Source organism: Aestuariimicrobium sp. Y1814, assembly GCF_050113895.1.
Taxonomy (GTDB): Bacteria; Actinomycetota; Actinomycetes; order Propionibacteriales; family Propionibacteriaceae; genus Aestuariimicrobium.
The window spans coordinates 157,690-173,066 of record NZ_JBNJRW010000004.1 but is presented as its reverse complement, the minus strand read 5'-3'; the positions used below and the strand labels follow the sequence as shown (position 1 = coordinate 173,066).

At 69.5% G+C, this 15,377-nt stretch carries 16 protein-coding genes; 5 read left to right on the top strand and 11 right to left on the bottom strand.

The window, feature by feature from the left end:
• Positions 1 to 24: 24 nt before the first annotated feature.
• The 5 genes from ACQE3C_RS06655 to ACQE3C_RS06635 all read left to right on the top strand — a co-directional run bounded on the left by ACQE3C_RS06655 (position 25) and on the right by ACQE3C_RS06635 (position 5,690).
• Positions 25 to 1,566 carry an alpha/beta hydrolase-fold protein gene (locus ACQE3C_RS06655; protein WP_434538395.1) on the top strand — a complete coding sequence of 514 codons (1,542 nt, stop codon included), beginning with the start codon at positions 25 to 27 and terminating at the stop codon, positions 1,564 to 1,566.
• Between the two features lie 133 nt (positions 1,567 to 1,699).
• The gene (locus ACQE3C_RS06650) at positions 1,700 to 2,122 is read left to right on the top strand and encodes a hypothetical protein (protein WP_434538394.1); all 423 of its coding nucleotides are present in this window, start codon (positions 1,700 to 1,702) and stop codon (positions 2,120 to 2,122) included.
• A gap of 31 nt (positions 2,123 to 2,153) precedes the next feature.
• Positions 2,154 to 3,041, top strand: a complete 888-nt coding sequence (locus ACQE3C_RS06645) for a TIGR01777 family oxidoreductase (RefSeq protein ID WP_434538393.1) — start codon at positions 2,154 to 2,156, stop codon at positions 3,039 to 3,041.
• A gap of 274 nt (positions 3,042 to 3,315) precedes the next feature.
• On the top strand, positions 3,316 to 4,680 hold the full coding sequence (locus ACQE3C_RS06640) for a hemolysin family protein (protein ID WP_434538392.1): 1,365 nt from the start codon (positions 3,316 to 3,318) through the stop codon (positions 4,678 to 4,680).
• Complete coding sequence (locus ACQE3C_RS06635; RefSeq protein ID WP_434538391.1) at positions 4,677 to 5,690, top strand: hemolysin family protein; 1,014 nt, start codon at positions 4,677 to 4,679, stop codon at positions 5,688 to 5,690. Before ACQE3C_RS06640 ends, ACQE3C_RS06635 begins: the two co-directional genes overlap by 4 nt.
• 9 nt (positions 5,691 to 5,699) lie before the next feature.
• Here ACQE3C_RS06635 and ACQE3C_RS06630 read toward each other — a convergent pair whose 3' ends face one another.
• The 11 genes from ACQE3C_RS06630 to ACQE3C_RS06580 form a co-directional block, all read right to left on the bottom strand.
• Positions 5,700 to 6,668 (bottom strand): DUF3039 domain-containing protein, encoded by a 969-nt coding sequence (locus tag ACQE3C_RS06630; RefSeq protein ID WP_434538390.1) that lies wholly within the window; start codon positions 6,666 to 6,668, stop codon positions 5,700 to 5,702.
• Positions 6,669 to 6,752: 84 nt separating this feature from the next.
• Positions 6,753 to 7,151 carry a helix-turn-helix domain-containing protein gene (locus tag ACQE3C_RS06625; RefSeq protein WP_434538389.1) on the bottom strand — a complete coding sequence of 133 codons (399 nt, stop codon included), beginning with the start codon at positions 7,149 to 7,151 and terminating at the stop codon, positions 6,753 to 6,755.
• 111 nt (positions 7,152 to 7,262) lie between these two features.
• Positions 7,263 to 8,510, bottom strand: a complete 1,248-nt coding sequence (locus ACQE3C_RS06620) for a multidrug effflux MFS transporter (protein WP_434538388.1) — start codon at positions 8,508 to 8,510, stop codon at positions 7,263 to 7,265.
• A gap of 112 nt (positions 8,511 to 8,622) precedes the next feature.
• Positions 8,623 to 9,417, bottom strand: coding sequence for a hypothetical protein (locus tag ACQE3C_RS06615; protein ID WP_434538387.1), 795 nt, complete (start codon positions 9,415 to 9,417; stop codon positions 8,623 to 8,625).
• 49 nt (positions 9,418 to 9,466) lie between these two features.
• Positions 9,467 to 9,619 (bottom strand): hypothetical protein, encoded by a 153-nt coding sequence (locus ACQE3C_RS06610; RefSeq protein ID WP_434538386.1) that lies wholly within the window; start codon positions 9,617 to 9,619, stop codon positions 9,467 to 9,469.
• 105 nt (positions 9,620 to 9,724) lie between these two features.
• Complete coding sequence (locus ACQE3C_RS06605; RefSeq protein ID WP_434538385.1) at positions 9,725 to 10,342, bottom strand: sugar transferase; 618 nt, start codon at positions 10,340 to 10,342, stop codon at positions 9,725 to 9,727.
• A 73-nt stretch (positions 10,343 to 10,415) separates the two neighbouring features.
• Positions 10,416 to 11,579 (bottom strand): DegT/DnrJ/EryC1/StrS family aminotransferase, encoded by a 1,164-nt coding sequence (locus tag ACQE3C_RS06600; RefSeq protein WP_434538384.1) that lies wholly within the window; start codon positions 11,577 to 11,579, stop codon positions 10,416 to 10,418.
• Positions 11,580 to 11,589: 10 nt separating this feature from the next.
• Entirely contained in the window at positions 11,590 to 12,273 is a 684-nt protein-coding gene (locus ACQE3C_RS06595; RefSeq protein ID WP_434538383.1) for a cobalt ABC transporter, read from the bottom strand.
• 1 nt (position 12,274) lies between these two features.
• Positions 12,275 to 13,018 carry an energy-coupling factor transporter transmembrane component T family protein gene (locus tag ACQE3C_RS06590; protein ID WP_434538382.1) on the bottom strand — a complete coding sequence of 248 codons (744 nt, stop codon included), beginning with the start codon at positions 13,016 to 13,018 and terminating at the stop codon, positions 12,275 to 12,277.
• A complete protein-coding gene (locus tag ACQE3C_RS06585) occupies positions 13,015 to 14,673 on the bottom strand; it encodes an ABC transporter ATP-binding protein (protein WP_434538381.1) in 1,659 nt (552 codons plus the stop codon). The genes ACQE3C_RS06590 and ACQE3C_RS06585 overlap by 4 nt, the downstream gene beginning before the upstream one ends.
• Before the next feature lie 13 nt (positions 14,674 to 14,686).
• Positions 14,687 to 15,361, bottom strand: a complete 675-nt coding sequence (locus ACQE3C_RS06580) for an ECF transporter S component (RefSeq protein WP_434538380.1) — start codon at positions 15,359 to 15,361, stop codon at positions 14,687 to 14,689.
• Positions 15,362 to 15,377: the final 16 nt, after the last annotated feature.

The following is a 15,377-nucleotide window of genomic DNA, read 5'->3' as shown; positions in this document are numbered from 1 at the left end:
GTCCCAACGAAGGGAAAGCAAGAGATGTCATCCCCCCACACCCGCACCCCACTGGGGCGGCTGCGTACGGCCCTGGTGGCCGCGGCAGTCACCAGCCTCGCCGCTGCCGGTGCCGTCGCTGCGCCCGCACAGGCCGCTCCCAAGGCCCAGCTGGGTCCCACCGTCGTCCGTACTGATGTGGCGCCCACCGGTCACAGCGTGACCTTCCGCTACGAGGCCCCGGCCGACGTCACCCAGGTGCGCATCGTCGGTGAATGGTGGTTCAAGGACCCCGCCGACGTGACCTCGCTCAACGCCGGCGTCGCCCACACCGGCGCTGATTGGAAGCCCGGTGACATCCTGGCCGACCCGTGGCACCCGATCGAGATGACCAAGGGCGCTGACGGTGTGTGGACGTTCACCACGCCGCTGCCCTCGGGCACCTTCCGCTACGCCTTCACCCACGACTGCACCAGCAACTGCACGCTGATCCCTGACCCGGTGAACCCGCTCGAGGTCTGGCCCCACAGCGAGGCCACCGGCGCGGTCATGAGCCGCGTCTACGTGCCGAACAGCAACAAGTTCCCGACCTACGACAACGACTACCAGGCCCCGCTCGCGGCCAACAAGGCCGGCACCCTCGAGCAGCGCTGGTACACCTCGCCGCTGTCGACCAGCCCGGTCGGCCAGCATGACGTGGTGGTCTACCTGCCCAAGGGCTACGACGCGAACCGCGCCACCCCCTACCCGACGCTCTACCTGAGCCACGGCGGCGGGGGCAACGCCACGGACTGGACCGTCGAGGGTGTCGCCCACCAGATCCTGCAGAACGCCATCAACTCCGGCGACGCACAGAACATGGTGATCGTCTCCACCGACTTCAACGGCCTGCCCGGCGGCAACCAGGGCTACGCCAACGAGCTGCGCAACAACGTGATCCCGTTCATCGAGGCCACCTACAACGTCTCGACCGAGCGCGATGACCGTGCCTTCGGTGGCCTGTCCGCCGGCGGCGCCCGTGCGCTGACCATCCTCTACGACAACCCTGACCTGTTCGGCTACGTCGGTGCCTGGGGTGCAGCCACCACCACCACCGCCACCGATGCCCAGCTCGAGGCAGCGAAGACCGCCACCGGGTTGCACCTGGCCACCGGACTGCAGGACTACCTGATCAACATCAACGCCCACTCGCTGGCCCGCGGCAACCAGTGGCGCGCCGCCGGTATCGACTTCACCGAGTTCAACATCAACGGCATGCACGTGCACGATGTCTGGCGCCAGATGCTGAACCACTACATCCGCACCGTGGCGTTCAAGGCGACCAGCACCGAGGTCACCTCGGCCACCACCCCGGCCGGCAACTCGGGCAACACCAAGGTGACCGCCACTGCCACCGTCACCACGGCCACCACCAGCGTCCACGCGCCCACCGGCAAGGTCGAGTTCTACTCGGGCGACCAGTACCTGGGCTCGTCCCCGCTGAAGAAGGACGGCACCGCCACCTACAACGGTGTGATCAAGGGCGCTGTCGGCCCGATCACCGCTCGTTTCCCGGGCGACAAGCTCTACAACGCCAGCCAGAGCTGACCGGCCGGGCTGTCCCCACCACGGCAGCCAGCGGCACGATCCCACCCGGGGCGTGCCGCTGGCTGTCGGCCTGTTCACCCCCTGTCACGCAGGCCTGGGCAGCCTGGCAGACTGGGCTCATGCGTGGCACGACATGACCCACCAGGATGACGGGGCCGACCTGTCGCCGAGCCTGTACAGCCCGGTTCGCGGGCTGGCCCGCTGGCGCGCCCGCCCGCCCCTGGCCTTCGGGTGGCTCGAACCGGGACACCCCTACCGCCGGGGTCAGGCACCGGTGGCCGTGCTGGTGGCGCTCGAACAGTTGGCGCTGGCGCCGGTCGACCAGACCCGCGGCTACCACGGCTGCGGCTTCTGCCGTCACCCGGGCCTGTCCGGCACCCCCTACCGCACACTCCACGGCCACGACCTGCTGCTGGGCAGCGCGAGCATCGCCGCCACCATCGAGGGGCGCCGCTGGGTGGCGCCGAACCTGGTGCTGCACTACCTCACGTCCCACGACTACCTGCCACCCGCAGAGGTGGTGGCCGGGCTCGAAGCATCTCCGCCCCGTCCCTGACCGGCGGCCGGCTGCCTGACAGACTGGGGGCATGCGCGTAGCCATTGCCGGTGCCACCGGACTCCTAGGAACCGCCCTGACCCAACACCTGCGCCAAACCGGGCACCAAGTCATCCGGCTCGTTCGCCGTGAACCCTACGGACCCGATGAACGCCGCTTCGACCCGGCCGAGCGCCGACTCGCCGCCCCGGGCCTGACCGACCTGGACGCGGTGGTCAACTTCGCCGGCGCCGGCATCGCCGATGCCCGCTGGACCGAGTCCCACAAACGGGCCATGCGCGCCTCCCGGCTCGCCACCACCCAGACGATCGTCAACGCGCTGGCCGAGGCACCCGACTGCAAGGTCTTCCTGTCCGGGTCGGCGATCGGCTACTACGGTGACCGCGGCTCCGAAACCTTGGACGAGACCTCCTCGCTCGGCGAGGGTTTTCTCGCCACCCTTGTCCGGGACTGGGAGAAGTGCGCCGACCAGGCCCCCGCCCACGTGCGGCTGGTCAAGCTGCGCACCGGCCACGTGCTCACCCGCAGCGGCGGCATCCTGGGCAAGCAACGACTGATCTACCAGTTGGGCGCGGGCGGGCGCATCGGCGACGGCCAGCAGTTCGTCAGCTGGATCAGCATCGACGACTACGTGCGGGCCTGCGAGTTCCTGCTCACCCACGACGTCAGCGGCGCGGTCAACCTGACCGCACCGAACCCCGTGCGCAACAGCGAGTTCAGCAAGGCGTTCGCGGCAGCGCTGCATCGTCCGGCGTTGCTGCCGCTGCCCCTGCCGGCCGCCAAGCTCATGTTCACCGGTGAGATGGTCGCCGACGCGATGCTGGCCAGCCAGAAGGCGCTGCCCCGGGTGCTGCTCGACAACGGCTTCGAGTTCCTGCACGACGAGGTCGACGAGGCGATGGCCGCGGTCAATCGGTGAGGGGCACTCTCGCCGCAGGTCGATCCTTTGATCGCTGACGTCTGTGCAAGCTTGATACCGCAAACTTGCATGGAACGATCCAGGATGAAGGGAAAGCGGCTGCACTCGACGGAATGGAGCACGGCCGAATCCTCGACCCCTGCCCGCTAAACTGTGCCCATTCCATCACCAGCGAGAGGCATCATGAGGCGTCCCGCCCCGCAGCCCCCAGCCGCCAGGGGGGCCGAGAGTTGATCTCCCACAGTCCGAGGCCCCCGCATGAGGGGGCCCCACGATGACACCAGTGGTCTCGCTGCTGGTCGGCCTGCTGGTGGTCTTCCTGATCACCATCGCCACCGGCTACTTCGTCGCCCAGGAGTTCGCCTACATGGCGGTCGACCGGGCGAAGCTGCAGGCCCGTTCGGCCGGCGGTGACGCAGTCGCCACCCGCAGCCTCGACATCACCCGCCGCACCTCATTCATGCTCTCGGGTGCCCAGCTGGGCATCACCGTCACCGGCCTGCTCGTCGGTTACGTCGCCGAACCGCTGATCGGGCAGGCACTCGCGGAGCTGTGGCCCGGTGCCACCACCGCGATCGCCGTCGGCATCGGCGGTGTGATCGCGATCCTCTACTCGACGTTCATCCAGATGCTGTTCGGGGAACTGTTCCCGAAGAACTACGCCATCGCCAACGCCGAGAAGGTCGCCGGCACCCTGGCCCGCAGCACCCAGGTCTACCTGGCGGTCTTCGGGCCGCTGATCTGGGTGTTCGACCGGGCCGCCGAGGGCCTGCTGCGGCTGCTGCGCATCGAACCCGTGCACGACGTGGAGTCCTCGGCCAGCGCCCGCGACCTGGAACGGGTCATCGAGGCCTCCCGCGAGGCCGGCGACCTGTCGCCGGACCTCTCGCTGGTCCTCGACCGCATCCTCGACTTCCCGAATCGCGACGTGGGCCACGCGATGATCCCTCGTCCGCGCATCGACATCGTCCGCACCGGCACCAGCATCGAGCAGGTGCGCACCCTGATGGCCACCGGCCACACCCGCTACCCGGTGCTCGACGAGGACGACCGCATCGTCGGGGTGGTCCACCTCAACCAGGTGATCGCCAAGCAGGTCGACCCCAACGCCCCCGTCGAGAGCCTGGCCGCTGAACCGCTGGTGGTCGCCGAATCGATGCCGCTGCCCGGTGCGCTCGACCTGATGAACGACGCCGGCCAGCAACTGGCCTGCGTGGTCGACGAGTACGGCGGTTTCGCCGGCATCATCACCGTCGAAGACCTGGCCGAAGAGGTCATCGGCGACATCGTGGACGAACACGACCCCACGCCGCCGGAAAGCCTGGACGACCTGGGCAACGGCACCTGGCGGGTCAACGGTGAGGTGCACGTCGACGAGGTGGAACGCACCATCCACCGGGACCTGCCGCGCGGCGACTACGAAACGATCGCCGGCCTGGTCATCCAGCAGGTCGGTGGGCTGCCCGAACCCGGCCAGGTGGTCGAGGTCGAGCTGCCGCCCACTGGTGAGGCGCTCGCCGAGACCGACCCCGAGGCCGAGGTGCTCACCGCCACCGTCGTGGAGGTCGACAACCACGTGCCCAGCCTGATCGAACTGAAGCTGCCCACACCGGCCGCCGACGAGGAGGAGTCGTCATGAGCTGGGGTTGGGTCACGATCGCGACGATCGTCATCATCGGCCTGAGCGCCTTCTTCGTCGCCGCCGAGTTCGCGCTGATGTCGGCCAAGCGCCACCGCCTCGAAGAGGCCGCGCAGCACTCGGCCGCCGGGCGTGCCGCACTGAAAAACTCCAGTGAGCTGACGCTGCTGCTGGCCGGTTCGCAGCTGGGCATCACGATCTGCACGCTGGCGCTGGGTGCGATCACCAAGCCGGCGGTGCACCACGCGTTGACGCCGCTGCTGGAGGCCCTGGGCCTGCCGCTGACCGTCGCCGACGTGGCCGCCTTCGTGCTCGCGCTGTTCCTGGTCACCTTCCTGCACCTGGTGGTCGGCGAGATGGCCCCCAAGTCGTGGGCCATCGCCCACCCGGAGAAGTCGGCCATCATGCTGTCGCTGCCTATGCGCGGCTTCATGACGCTGACCCGGCCCATCCTGAAGCTGCTCAACGGAGCGGCGAACTGGCTGGTCCGCAAGACCGGCTCGGCGGTGGTCGACGAACTGTCCTCGGGGCAGGACCCCGACAGCCTGCGCCACCTGGTCGAGCACTCGGCCAACGTGGGGGCGCTCGACATCAGCTACCGCGCCAGCCTCGGCCACGCCCTCGACCTGCGTGAGCTGACCGTCGCCGACGTCGCCGTGGTGGAGGACATCACCTGGGTGGCGCCGGGCGCCAGCATCGAGCAGGTGCAGCAGGCCAGCGTCGACAGCGCCCATCGCCGCATCATCGTGCGCCAGGACGGGCACACCGTCGGGGTCGTGCACGTGCGCGACACCCTGCAGCCCGAGGCCGAGGGCCGCACCGCCGGGGAGCTGGCTCGCCCGGCCCTGGTGCTGACCCCGGACGAACCGCTGGCCAGGGCCCTGCGGCAGATGCGTGAGGGCGGCACCCAGCTCGCGGTGGTCGCCGACAAGGGCGTGGAGGCCGGCCTGCTGTCGGTCTCGGACATCATGCTGCGGATGCTGCCGGTGGGGGCCAACCAGACCCGCTGAGGGATTCCCTCAGCCTGGCAGTTCGGCGAGCCTTTGCTCGCACGTGGGACAGGTCGGCAGGCTGGCGTGGTCCTGGCGGGGGACAAAGAAGGGACCGCACAGCGCACGGACTGCCTTGCCGTGGACGACGGCGTAGCCGATGTGACCCTTGTGTGCGTAGTGGGCGATTGCGTTTGAATCGGACACCGCCAGATTGTTCTCGGCCACCAGGGCCGCCAGCTTCTCAACCCGGCTTGCCCACGCCCCCGGTTCCCCAATCGTGGCGTAGGTATCGCGGTACCGGTCCCACCCCTGCTCGGGTGGCTCGATGGAGATCAGTATTCGCTGGACGAGGGTCCACACCAGGTCATGGTTCGCCGCAGCGGTCGGGAACACTTCCACGAAAACCTCGTCGGCCTCGTAGTCGGCATCCCGCACCTGGGTGATGGTGACTTCCACCTGGGCGAGGACACCGTGGGCGGGGAGTGGGTGATTGAAGTCTCGCCGTAGGCAGCCGCCGGCGTGAATCTGTTGCATGATCTCCAGCACCTGGCTCTGGACGCCCAACTGCCACTCGGTGCGGATACGGGCTGCGGTTTCCCGTTTGAGAAGACGGACATCCTCGGGGGTGGGGAGCCAGGTGCTGGGGTCTCCGTGCTGCTCCTCGCGCTCGACCCTCTTGTAGAAGTCCTCATGGTCCTGGTGGTCCCCCTTCGACAACCCGGCGACCACCAGCCAGTTCACCTCGGTCTCAGGGTCCTGCCACACACCACCTCGCCATTGGCTCTGCTTGATCTCAAGCAGGCGAACCGTGGTGCAACTGCGGATCGGACACTCGAAGTTGTCGTCTGCGGGATTCGAGTCGAAGGACGAGGATGCTTTGGCGATGATGGGATGGTCGAGATTGCTCAGTGGATGGAGATCGCCCAATCGCCCCTCGTCCAGGGCACGACGAGGCTGCGGAGAACCCCAGCCCGTGGTGAGGTCCTCGCGCAGCACTCGTAGTGTTGGGCGGGCGCGCCGACTGTGCACGCCTTCATCATGCCCGAGGCCACCGACACAACGGTGGGTGGGCGCGGTAGTTCAGAGCAGGTCGGCAATCGCGTCGTCGGCGGCTGCAGCGGTGCGCTGCTGGTGTGCGAAGCGCTCGGCGAGCTCTCGGCGGTCGTGCTGGCGCTGGCGTTCGAACTCGACGATGTCCTTCATGCGGATGCGACGATCACGGCCGACGTGGTGGAAGGGGAGCTCTCCGCGGTCCAGCAGCTTGTAGAGGTGGGTTCGGCTCATCCCGAGGCGTTCAGCCACTTGACTCGGGGTCATGGTGGCATCAGAGTCGAACGCCACGAGTTCCTCGCCATTGCGCAGGCACTGGCTCAGGGCATGCATGAGTTCGCGCAGCTCGTAGTTCTGAAGAGAGTCCGCGAAGTGGTCGAACTTGGCGAACTCCTCAGGGTTCAACGTGATGGTGGGAAAGGTACGCATGCCGGGCTCCAGTGTCACAGATGACTTAGATGTCACAGATGACACTACTGTACGCCCAGTTCACGCTGGCGCAAAACTGATTAATCGGGCTCCACCGCACTGCCAGTGCGCTCAGTCGAAGCTGACCTGCAGCTGGCGGGGGCGCACGATCGTCCACAGGCAGGCGGTGGCCAACCCGGCGCAGACCAGCATGGCCACACCGAGCGGCACCGGGCTGGTCATGTCGAAGCGGCCCAGCACCGGGCCGACCATCGCGGCCATCAGCATGTTCAGCGCACCCATCAACGACGCGGCGACACCCGAGTCGGTGCGGTGGTTCTGCAGGGCCAGTACCTGGGCGGTGGGCATGCAGGCGCCGAAGCCGGTGGTGTAGGCGAACAGGGCCGGCACCAGCACCACGTAGCTGGTGGGGTAGCTGCTGTGCAGCAGCAGGAAGGCGGTGGCGGCCACCACCATCAGCGCGGTGCCGGCCACCAGGATCCACTGCGGGCCGACCTTGGCGGCCAACCGGCTGCCGGTCTGGACGCCCACGAACACGCCCACCGAGCAGGTCGCGAACACCGCCCCGAAGCCCTGCGGGGTCAGGCCGTAGCCTTCCTGCAGCAGCACCGATGAGCTGGCCACGTAGCTGAACAGGCCACCGAAGGCGAGTGCGGCGACCAGCCACACGCCGACATAGATCCGGTCACTGAGCACCCGGCGGTAGGCGGCGAACACCGCGGTGATGCCACCGGTGGTGCGTTCGGCCGGTGGGCGGCTCTCGACGATCAGGGTGACCACCAGCACCACGATCAGCGCGCCGTAGCAGGCCAGCACCCAGAACACCCCGCGCCAGTCGACGAAGGTCACCAGCCAGGACCCGAGCAGGGGAGCGATGATCGGGGCCAGCCCGTTGATCAGGGCCAGGTTCGACAGCATCTTGATCAGGCGGTTGCCGCTGAACAGGTCGCGGGCCATGGCCATGGCGACCACCGCACCGCCGGCGGCGCCGATGCCCTGCAGCGCCCGCATGATCGTCAGGGACTCCAGGCTCTGGCTGAGGGCGACCAGCACCGAGGCGGTGACGTGCAGGGTGGTCATGGCCACCAGCGGCCACTTTCGTCCGAGTCGGTCACTGACCGGGCCGATCAGCAACTGGCCGAGCGCGAAGCCCAGGGTGGTGGCCGACAGGGTGACCTGCACCTGGGCGTCGGTGATGTTCAGGTTCTGCTTGATGGCCGGGAAGGCCGGCAGGTACAGGTCGATGGTGAAGGGGCCCAGCGCGGTCAGCAGCCCGAGGGTGATGATGGTGAACAGGCGCCGCCGGGGCGTCATCTGGTCGCCGCGATTGGCCAGCGCTGCGGGCGCCAACTGGTGCATGGGTGGACTCCTGGGGTTCGCGCCGCGGTGCAGCGCTGGGTCAGTCTAGAACACCGGACGAGGCGTCTGGAGCCCGTCCAGTGCTGGCCCGGGCCCACGGTGGGGGAGCGACTCAGGCGGCGGAGTCGCGCATCCAGGCCATCCGGTGCTTCGGGGTTGCCAGGGCCGCGATGGCCAGGCCGATGCCGAGCAGGTTCAGCCAGGTCGCGGGCCCGGAGGCGACCGTGTCGTCGGCCGCCACCCCGGCCAGCAGCAAGAGCATGAACAGGCTGATCAGCACGTCCGCGGCGAGGGCGAGTCCCCAGAGCATGGTCAACAGTCGGCCCATCATCCCGGCCGCAGCCACCAATGCCCCCAGCGCGCAGGCGATGGTGGTGATGAAGTACGAGACGAACAAGCCGGTGACGAACTCGGTGTCGCCGCCGAGCAGGTGCGGGGTCCACTGCCACAGGAAGAAGCCCCCGGCCCAGGGCTGGCCGGCCGGGTAGAACACCGGCGTGACCATGCTGCCCACGAACGCCAGGGCACACGCGGCCAGCAGCGCGATGATGACCAGCTTGCGCTTCTCGCTGGGCGGCTGCGGTGGGGGCGGGGTCAGCGGACGATACGCGTACCAGCCCGGCTGGCCCAACTGCTGCGGCATGGGTCGCGGCGCCATGCCCTGGGGTGGGCGGGGGCCGATCCCGGCACCAGGCGGCGGGGTCCACGGACGCGGCTGCGGCTGACCCGGACGAGCCTGCCCGAGCCCGGGCTGACCCGGACGAGGTTGACCCGGGCCGGGCTGCCCCGGGCGGGGCTGCTGCGGGTGCTGCTGACCAGGTCGCATGTGCGGAGGCATCTGCGGCGACGGGCGCCCCGCCGACTGCTGCTGCGGGGGGCCGCTGGCTGGCTGCTGGGGTGAACTCATCGCTGCGCCCCTCCCACCGGCACCAGGGCCTCGGTCACCAGGGCCTCGGTCACCAGAACGAGATCAGCACGGTCACCAGGCCGCCGCCCAGCAGGACGAACTCGAGCAGCCACATCAGGTCCCGCTCCCCACGTCGTCCGACCAGACGGGCGCACACGCCCATGACCAACAGCAGGATTCCGACCAGCAGAAGAGGGGACACCAGATGCTTTCGCTCGAGGAACAGGAAGCGGGCCACACCGGCCCGGGCCCTCGTCCGACGTGGCCCCCACCGGACCGGTTCCGAAGCCAGCCGCCGCGTCCCACATCATGAGCGCACCACGGTCACCAGGGTCTGCAGGATCAGGCGCAGGTCGCCCAGCAGCGAGTTCGTCCGGACGTAGTCGCGGTACAGGGCAACCTTTCGCGGGAGGATGACCTCGACGTAGTGCTGTTCGGGGTCCTCGGCGGCGGCCAGTTCGTCCTGTTCGTTGCGGTAGACGATCGAGGCCGGGTCGGTGATGCCGGGGCGCACCGAGAGGATCTCCTCGGCGGCTTCCTCGCCCCACATCGCGACGTACTTCGGCACCTCCGGCCGGGGCCCGACCAGGGACATGTCACCGACGAACACGTCGATCAGCTGCGGCAGCTCGTCCAGTTTCGACTTGCGCAGGAACGCACCCACCCGGGTGATCCGCGCGTCATTGGCCGAGGTGACCAGCGCGCCGGAGTTGGCCACGGTCATGGAGCGGAACTTGTGGATGCGGAAGGTGCGCCCACCCAGGCCGACGCGTTCCTGCCGGAAGAAGACCGGGCCGGACGGGTCGTCCACCTTGATCGCGACCGCCGAACCCAGCAGCAACGGGGAGGCCACCACGAGCCCCGCACCGGAGGCCGCGAGGTCGAAGACCCGCTTCGCGGTGAAGCGCCTGGCGGTGGTGGTCATCGAGTGCTCCTTGGGCTTGGGGTCGAGGGGGGTGTTCGGACGAGGGTGTTGGGCGATGGGTCACTCCCCGCGGTCAGGACAGCACCGCGCGGACGGCGGTGATGACGTGGTCGACCTCCTGGTCGCTCATCGAGCTGAACACCGGCAGGCTGACGATGCGGGCGAACTCGGCGCTGGCCACCGGGTACATCTCGGGGGCCAGCTGGTACGTGTCACGCCAGTAGGGCTGCAGGTGCAGCGGGATGAAGTGCACCGAGGTGCCGACCCGCTCCTCGACCATGCGGGCGACGAACTCGTCGCGGTCCACGGTGGCGTCCTCGGTCAACCGCACCGGGTACAGGTGCCAGGCGTGGGAACTGTCGGCGGCCGGTTGGGCCGGCAGCTGCAGCGGCAGGTCGGCGAAGGCCTCGTCGTAGCGGGCGGCGATCGCGGCGCGGCGGGCGGTCATCTCGGGCAGGCGGTGCAGCTGGACCCGCCCCATCGCCGCAGCGGTATCGGTCAGGTTGTACTTGTAACCGGGGGCCACGACGTCGTAGTGCCACGACGGCTTGCGTGATGTGTAGCGGTCGAAGACGTCACGGTTGATGCCGTGCAGCCGCATGGTGCGCATGCGCTTGGCGATGTCCTCGTGGGGGGTGACCACCATGCCGCCCTCACCGGTGGCCATGGTCTTGGTGGCGTAGAAGCTGTACACGGTGGCGTCGTGGCCGTGGGTGCCGATGAGCTTGCCCTCGTTCAGGGTGGGCAGCGCGTGCGCGGCGTCCTCGACGACCTTGAGGTGATGGGCAGAGGCGAAGTCGGCCAGGGCCTGGTTGGGCACCGACAGCCCCGAGTAGTGCACCGGGGCGATCAGCTTGGTGCGTTCGGTGACCCGGCGGGCGGCGTCGTCCAGGTCGAGGCACAGGGTCTCGGGGTCGCTGTCAACGAAAACGGGGTCGGCGCCGAGGTAGCGGACGGCCTCGGCGGTCGAGGTGAACGTCCAGGTCGGCACCAGCACCTCGTCGCCGGGCCCGATGCCGAGCGCCTCGTAGGCCAGGTGCAGGCCCGAGGTGGCCGAGTTGACCGCCACCGCGTGGATGCCGCCGGCGCCGTCGGTGAGGAAGTCGATGAACTCCTGCTCGAAGGCGGCAGCGTTCGGACCGGTCGTCAGCCACCCGTTGCGCATCGTGTCTGCCACAGCGTCAATTTCGGCCTCGGTGATGTCCGGCCGGGCGAACGGGATGAAGTCGTCGGTCATACCCGCGAATCTACCAGCGCAACAGGGGCGCCCCGGCGGAGAAATCGACCACGATGTCAGCCAGACCACGCGGACGATGGGCCAGCCAGTGGTCGCGTTCCTGCGCCGCCCACAGGTCCCACCACGGACGATAACCCTCGCCGTCGCGGTCGAGGGCCTGCTGCTTGCGGGTCTGCTCGTCCAGTTCGACCCACACCCCGACGTCGGCCAGCGCCCGGTTGGTCGGGGTCAGGGCGCCGCAGCCCTCGATGACGATGTCGGCCTGCGGGTCGAGCCCGACCCAGCCGGAGGTGCGGTGGGCCACCCAGTCCCAGGTGGGGTGGCCGGGGTCGTGGGCGCGCAGCATGTCGGGGATCATTGCCGCGCCGGCGGCAAGGCCTTCCCAGCCGGGGTAGCAGTCGTCGAGGCTGACCAGTTGGGTGGCCGGGCGCTCCCGGCGCAGGTGGACGACCAGCTGCCGCGCGAGGGTGGTCTTGCCGGCGCCGGAGCCGCCGTCGACCAGGATGACGAGCCGGTCGCCGGCGGGGTGGGAGCCGGTGTTGGTGCCGGTCTGGTTGGCGGGGTTGGCGCGGGCCAGATTGCGGGCGGCGTCGGCGAGTGCGCGCGGCAGGTCGTCACGGGTGGGCTGGTCGTGGGGGACCTGGTCGCGGCCGATCGCCTCGCGGGTGGGGGAGCCGGCGTCGAGGGGGGTCATGTCAGCTGCCCACGATCCACAAGGTGTCGAAGTACCAGGCCGCGCCCAGCGCCAGCGCGCCCACGGCAAGCGCGACCAGCACTGCGACCACGTCGGCGCCGCCCAATCGGGAGGGTCGTGCCCAGGTGCGTGGGCCGCCGCCGAAGCCGCGGGCCTCCATGGCGGTGGCCAGCCGTGAGCCCCGTCGCACCGCGAACACCATCAGGGTGAAGGCCATGGTCAGCCAGCGCCTGACCCGGTTGGTGTCGCCCAGGCCGCGGGCGCGACGGGCGTGGCCGAGCGTGCGCCAGTCGTCCAGGAACAGGCCCACCATGCGCACCCCGGCGAGGCTGCCGAGCACGAAGCGGGCCGGCAGTTTCAGCACCTGCGCCAACCCGTCGGCCATGTCGGTGGGGTCGACGGTGGTCAGCAGCAGGATCGAGGGGATGCCCAGCGCGAAGACGCGGATGAACACCGCCAGCGCCAGCATCAGGGACTGGTCGCTGATCACCACCAGACCCCAGTCGACGTGCACCCGACCGTCCCGTTCGCCGTAGAGGGCCATCGAGATCGCTGCGATCGGGGCCACCACCAGCAGCGGGACCAGCCGCTTCAGCATGCGGGTGGTGCCGAAGCCGAGCGCGACGGCCAACCCGAAGCAGACCACCGCCATGATCAGCGCCGAGAGCCAGTCGAGGGTGATGATCACCGGGATCGACAGCAGCACCGCGATGATCACCCGGGTGACGGGGTTGATCCGGTTCATCGTCCGGCCCCCTCGGTGGTGTGGCCGCCGTGCAGCACCTCGAGCCCGGACGAGCTGAGTCGCAGGTGGTGCTGGCCGAGCGCGGCCAGGTAGGCCGCGTCGTGGGTCACCGACAGCACGGCGGCACCCTGGTTGACCTGGTCGGCGACGAGTCGGACCAGTTCGGCCCAGGTGTTGCGGTCCTGGCCGAAGGTGGGTTCGTCCAGCACGATGACGCGGGGCCCGGTGGCCAGTACGGTGGCCACTGACAGGCGGCGTTTCTCCCCGCCGGACAGGGTGAACGGGTTCGCCTCGGCCAGCCGGGTGAGGTTCAAGGCCTCCATGAGTTCGTCGGTGCGGGCGCGGATGCGGGCCTCGTCCCAGCCCAGCGCGCGGGGCCCGGCGCGCAGTTCGTCGGTGACGGTGGAGGCGACGAACTGGTGTTCGGGCTCCTGGAAGACGGTGCCGATGCGGGTGGTCAGGTCGGCCGAGTGCCAGGTGGTCGGGTCGACCGGGTTGGTCTTGCGCCACCGCCAGCCCGTCCGGGCCGGTGGTTGCAGTGACTCGGCGGCCCGCACCTGACCGGCCAGGGGCGGCAGCAGCCCGGCCAGGGTCAGCGCCAGGGTGGACTTTCCGGCCCCGTTGGCGCCGGTCAGCACCGTGGAGGTGCCCGCCGGCAGGGCGACGTTGAGCCCCGAGGCGACCACGTGGTCGCGGTGTCGTCCGATGGACAGGTCGTGGCCCGACAGGATCGTCGGCCTCTTCCGGTGGGGTGCCGGTCCGGGTGCTCTTACGGCTTCCTCGATGTTTGCTGACTCTCCGTCAGCAAACTCTGAGTCTGCTGACTCTGTGTCAGCAAACACAGAGGAAGCCCCAAGGATGTGGCTGCCGGTGAGGTGGCCGGCAGGGAGGTAGCCGCGGGCGAGGTCCCCGCCGGGAATCGGCGGTGGGGAGTCCGGCACCCACACCCCGGCCGCGAGCAGTGTCTCGCGCTGGGCCTCGATGGTGGGCCGGGCCGGGCCGTCGGCCAGGATCCCGCCGCCCGCGCCGAGCACGATCACCCGGTCGACCAGGTCGAGCCAGGTCTCGACGCGGTGCTCGACCACCACCAGGGTGCGGCGACGTCCGGACACCGCCCGGGCGACGGCCTCGGTGACCTGGTCGATGCCGTCGGGGTCGAGGTTGGCGGTGGGCTCGTCCAGCAGCAGGATGTCGGCCTGCATCGCGATCGCCCCGGCCAGCGCGAGACGTTGCTTCTGCCCACCCGACAACGCCGAGGTGGGGTGGCGCAGCGACACGTCGAGGCCCACCTCGTCGAGTGCCTGGTGGACCCGCGGCCAGATCTGGTCGCGGGGCACCTGCAGGTTCTCGCAGCCGAAGGCCACGTCGTCGCCGACCCGGGCCAGTACGACCGACGACTCCGGGTCCTGCTGCACCAGCCCGATCCGCCCGATGCAGCGGGTCGGGTGGCGCCCGTCGATCAGCAGCCGACCGGCCTGTTCGCCCTCGTCCCCGGCGATGACGCCGGCCAGGGCGTGCAGCAGCGTCGACTTGCCCGACCCGCTCGCACCGAGCAGCAGCACCCGCTCACCCTCAGAGATGGTGAAGCTGGCGTCCTGCACCGCCCAGGTGGTGCGTGAGGCGTGGCGCCACCCCCAGTTTTCTGCCGTGATCACCTGGTCTCAGCGATCACGCCCGACGACCGGCGGTGGCCTCACGGCCGGAGGCGAAGCGGTCCAGCGCCCCGGTGCGGGCCAGTGCCTTGGTAAGCAGCCAGCCGAGCACCCCGGCCAGCACGGCGCCCGAGATCATCAGGCAGACCAGGTAGATGCTGTTGAACTCGAACGACTTGGCACGGTTGCCGAGCACCCATTCCAGCACCCAAGCCCCGACCCCGGCGCCGGCACCGGCCAGCATGGCGACACCCAGGCTGAAGCGGCGGTACAGGAAGAACAGCAGCACCAGTTCGGCGCCGAGGCCCTGCGCCAGGCCGGAGTAGAGGGTGGTGATGCCCCACTGGTTGCCGATCGCGGCCGAGACTGCCGCGGCGATGAGTTCGACGAGCAGGGCGGCGCCGGGCTTGCGGATGATCAGGCCCCCGACGACGCCACCGAGCAGCCAGATGCCGACGGCCAGGCCGCCGAGGCCGGGGGTGAGGGCGTCCATGGCGCCGAACCAGACGCCGCCGATGCCGTTCCAGACCCAGAAGACCAGGCCAAGGGCGACGCCGAGCACGGCGGCCACGACGATGTCGACCACTCGCCAGCCGCGCTGGGCGCGGGGTGCGGCCAGGTCTTCGCCGGCGGCCTCGGGGCGGGTCTGGTGGTCCTGGTGAGTCTTCTTGGGGGTGCTGCTGGTGGTCATGATGTGCCTCTCTGGA

Bases quoted from the DNA above. Each gene is read 5' to 3' on its own strand.
- ACQE3C_RS06635 (WP_434538391.1), top strand. From the start codon at position 4,677: ATGAGCTGGGGTTGGGTCACGATCGCGACGATCGTCATCATCGGCCTG.
- ACQE3C_RS06645 (WP_434538393.1), top strand. From the start codon at position 2,154: ATGCGCGTAGCCATTGCCGGTGCCACCGGACTCCTAGGAACCGCCCTG.
- ACQE3C_RS06625 (WP_434538389.1), bottom strand. From the start codon at position 7,151: ATGCGTACCTTTCCCACCATCACGTTGAACCCTGAGGAGTTCGCCAAG.
- ACQE3C_RS06655 (WP_434538395.1), top strand. From the start codon at position 25: ATGTCATCCCCCCACACCCGCACCCCACTGGGGCGGCTGCGTACGGCC.
- ACQE3C_RS06595 (WP_434538383.1), bottom strand. From the start codon at position 12,273: ATGACCCCCCTCGACGCCGGCTCCCCCACCCGCGAGGCGATCGGCCGC.
- ACQE3C_RS06600 (WP_434538384.1), bottom strand. From the start codon at position 11,579: ATGACCGACGACTTCATCCCGTTCGCCCGGCCGGACATCACCGAGGCC.
- ACQE3C_RS06605 (WP_434538385.1), bottom strand. From the start codon at position 10,342: ATGACCACCACCGCCAGGCGCTTCACCGCGAAGCGGGTCTTCGACCTC.
- ACQE3C_RS06620 (WP_434538388.1), bottom strand. From the start codon at position 8,510: ATGCACCAGTTGGCGCCCGCAGCGCTGGCCAATCGCGGCGACCAGATG.
- ACQE3C_RS06615 (WP_434538387.1), bottom strand. From the start codon at position 9,417: ATGAGTTCACCCCAGCAGCCAGCCAGCGGCCCCCCGCAGCAGCAGTCG.
- ACQE3C_RS06590 (WP_434538382.1), bottom strand. From the start codon at position 13,018: ATGAACCGGATCAACCCCGTCACCCGGGTGATCATCGCGGTGCTGCTG.
- ACQE3C_RS06580 (WP_434538380.1), bottom strand. From the start codon at position 15,361: ATGACCACCAGCAGCACCCCCAAGAAGACTCACCAGGACCACCAGACC.
- ACQE3C_RS06650 (WP_434538394.1), top strand. From the start codon at position 1,700: ATGACCCACCAGGATGACGGGGCCGACCTGTCGCCGAGCCTGTACAGC.
- ACQE3C_RS06640 (WP_434538392.1), top strand. From the start codon at position 3,316: ATGACACCAGTGGTCTCGCTGCTGGTCGGCCTGCTGGTGGTCTTCCTG.